The organism is Microcystis sp. LE19-41.2A (assembly GCF_027530405.1).
GTDB lineage: Bacteria > Cyanobacteriota > Cyanobacteriia > Cyanobacteriales > Microcystaceae > Microcystis > Microcystis aeruginosa.
This window is the reverse complement of sequence record NZ_JAPZQJ010000614.1, coordinates 1-2,354: the sequence shown is the minus strand read 5'-3', so window position 1 is coordinate 2,354 and position 2,354 is coordinate 1. Positions and strand designations below refer to the sequence as shown.

2 protein-coding genes are annotated in these 2,354 nt (G+C 45.9%); one reads left to right on the top strand and one right to left on the bottom strand.

Translation table 11 applies throughout. From position 1 onward, the window contains the following. Positions 1–145 precede the first annotated feature (145 nt). The gene (locus O9290_RS25445; protein ID WP_002758288.1) at positions 146–325 is read left to right on the top strand and encodes a hypothetical protein; all 180 of its coding nucleotides are present in this window, start codon (positions 146–148) and stop codon (positions 323–325) included. A 558-nt stretch (positions 326–883) separates the two neighbouring features. Here O9290_RS25445 and O9290_RS25440 read toward each other — a convergent pair. Next, positions 884–2,092 (bottom strand): ATP-dependent 6-phosphofructokinase, encoded by a 1,209-nt coding sequence (locus O9290_RS25440; RefSeq protein ID WP_288058274.1) that lies wholly within the window; start codon positions 2,090–2,092, stop codon positions 884–886. Between the last annotated feature and the right edge of the window lie 262 nt (positions 2,093–2,354).

Sequence of the window (2,354 nt, the reverse complement as noted above, 5' to 3'; positions counted from 1 at the left end):
AGTAGCTGGTTATAATTAAATTAAAAATGGATTTTAGGTTCGATCCCCCCTGCCCCCCTTGATAAGGGGGGTGCCGATCCCCCCTGCCCCCCTTGATAAGGGGGGTGCCGATCCCCCCTGCCCCCCTTGATAAGGGGGGTGTCTGATGATTTTTAACGCCTACCTACTTAAGTATCAAATGCAGACACAAGAATTTCTCAGACGATTTGAAAACAATGAATTGCAGCATACCTTAGACTTTGATGAATGGATGGGAGAAGCTTGGATGCTAGAAGCTTTACTGCAAGACAAAGAAGAAATTGAGGAGATAGAATTTGTTGATTAATGACTATTTTCAAGAGATTAGACATCTCATTGAAGCTTGTCCAATAGTTCAATTTTATAACCTCATTACTGATAGTAGAAGTCTTTATGTAGGGTTTGCGGCAAAAAGTACGGGCGAAGCATTCGGATAGAAAATCTCTGGTTTCACCGATAGGTTATTGCCCGAATGCTTCGCCCCTACAGGACGCGGGCCGATAATAAAAGTTTATGCTTAGAAAATTAATTAGGGCTGGCTGAAAAAGTAGGGGCGAAGCATTCGGATAGGAAATCTACGGTTTCAGCGATAGGTTATGCCCGAATGCTTCGCCCCGAAGATGCAAGGTTTTCAACCACGATTCTCTCAAAATCTTGCACCTGTTTCGCAAAATAGGCCCCTAAAACCCTTACCTCGTCTATATTTCACATTTATTCAGCAAGCCCTAATTACACTCTTTTAAAAAGTTTCTTGATTTCTACAGTAGCTGTCAGTATCTCCCGTAATTGTAGGGTTAAGAAATGCCTAATCTTAACCAATTAACAAAGCGAGAAAGTATGAGCAACCCTTCTCGCTTTATTATAACTAAACCAACGCCTCCACAGCTTCTGGAACCACTGCTGTCTCAGTCGTGGGATTTTCCCCTAGGTAAATTCCCAAAGAACGGGCTGTTTTCACGATAAAACCCTCAGGATCCACGGGATAGGCACAGCGATGCTCTTGATGACATTGTTTGATAATTTTGATCACTGGTTTCAGGGGCAAACTACGCACTTGTCCCCCGCGCCAAATCACCACGCGATCGAGTTTTCCCTGTTCAATTAATTCTACGGCCTTAATGCCGAAAGCCGTGGCTAACAGTCGATCCATGGCCAAAGGAGGACGACTTCTTTGCAGGTGTCCCAAAGACATGGCCCGCACATCCATGGAATTGAGATAACAGAAGACGGGATCGGTAACGCACAAAGAGCGAGTTTTGTCAAATATTAATTTTTCTAAATAATCGGCAATATACTTCTCTTTTTGGTTATCTTCGTTTTTAACACCCTCAGAAATCACAATGAGAGCGAATTTACGACCTTGAGCGCGTAATTGTGCCAAATGACGACAACAACCGTCGATAATTTCGGGAGTGAGAGCCGGGGTTAATTCGGGAATAAAAATCGCATCGGCCCCCCCGGCAATCCCAGCATGAAGGGCTAAATGACCGGCATCTCTACCCATCACCTGCACAATCATCACCCTTTCGTGACTAGCGGCGGTAAAGGTGAGATCATACAAAGCTTGGGTGACGATATCGACGGCAGTGGTAAAACCGACTGCCCATTCCGTATAGGGAACGTCATTATCGATGGTTTTGGGAACCGCGATAATATTCCAATTGCCTTTCTGGGCGAGATCGTAGATGATATCGATGCTCCCATCGCCCCCAACGACGATCAGGGCATCTAATCCCAGCATTTCGTATCCTTGCAGGATTTTCGTGGCAATTTCTGGGTTTTCGGGATGTCCTTTGCTCAAAGAACCCAAAACACTACCACTAAGAAACTGCAAAACGTCTAATCCTTTCAAGACCCCGGGTAGGTTATAGCCATGCTGAGTCAGGATCAAATCTTCGGGGTGATATTTTCCCTCGGCAATCTGCATAAAACCGTCGGTCCCGTAGGGAATGCCGTACACATCCCAACCCTTGAGTTTTGATGATTTCACCACGGCACGAATTACCGCGTTTAACCCCGGGCAATCGCCACCACTGGTCAGAATGCCGATTTTTTTCTTTTGATTCTCGTTCATGGTTATATCCTCCTGGATTTTTTTGTCAGTTATCAGTTATCAGTTATCAGTGATCAGATGTAAGTTTTCAGTTTTCAGTTAAGTAGCTGGTTATAATTAAATTAAAAATCGATTTTAGGTTCGATCCCCCCTGCCCCCCTTGATAAGGGGGGTGCCGATCCCCCCTGCCCCCCTTGATAAGGGGGGTGCCGATCCCCCCTGCCCCCCTTGATAAGGGGGGTGCCGATCCCCCCTGCCCCCCTTGATAAGGGGGGTGCCGATC

Bases quoted from the DNA above. Each gene is read 5' to 3' on its own strand.
- O9290_RS25440 (WP_288058274.1), bottom strand. From the start codon at position 2,092: ATGAACGAGAATCAAAAGAAAAAAATCGGCATTCTGACCAGTGGTGGC.
- O9290_RS25445 (WP_002758288.1), top strand. From the start codon at position 146: ATGATTTTTAACGCCTACCTACTTAAGTATCAAATGCAGACACAAGAA.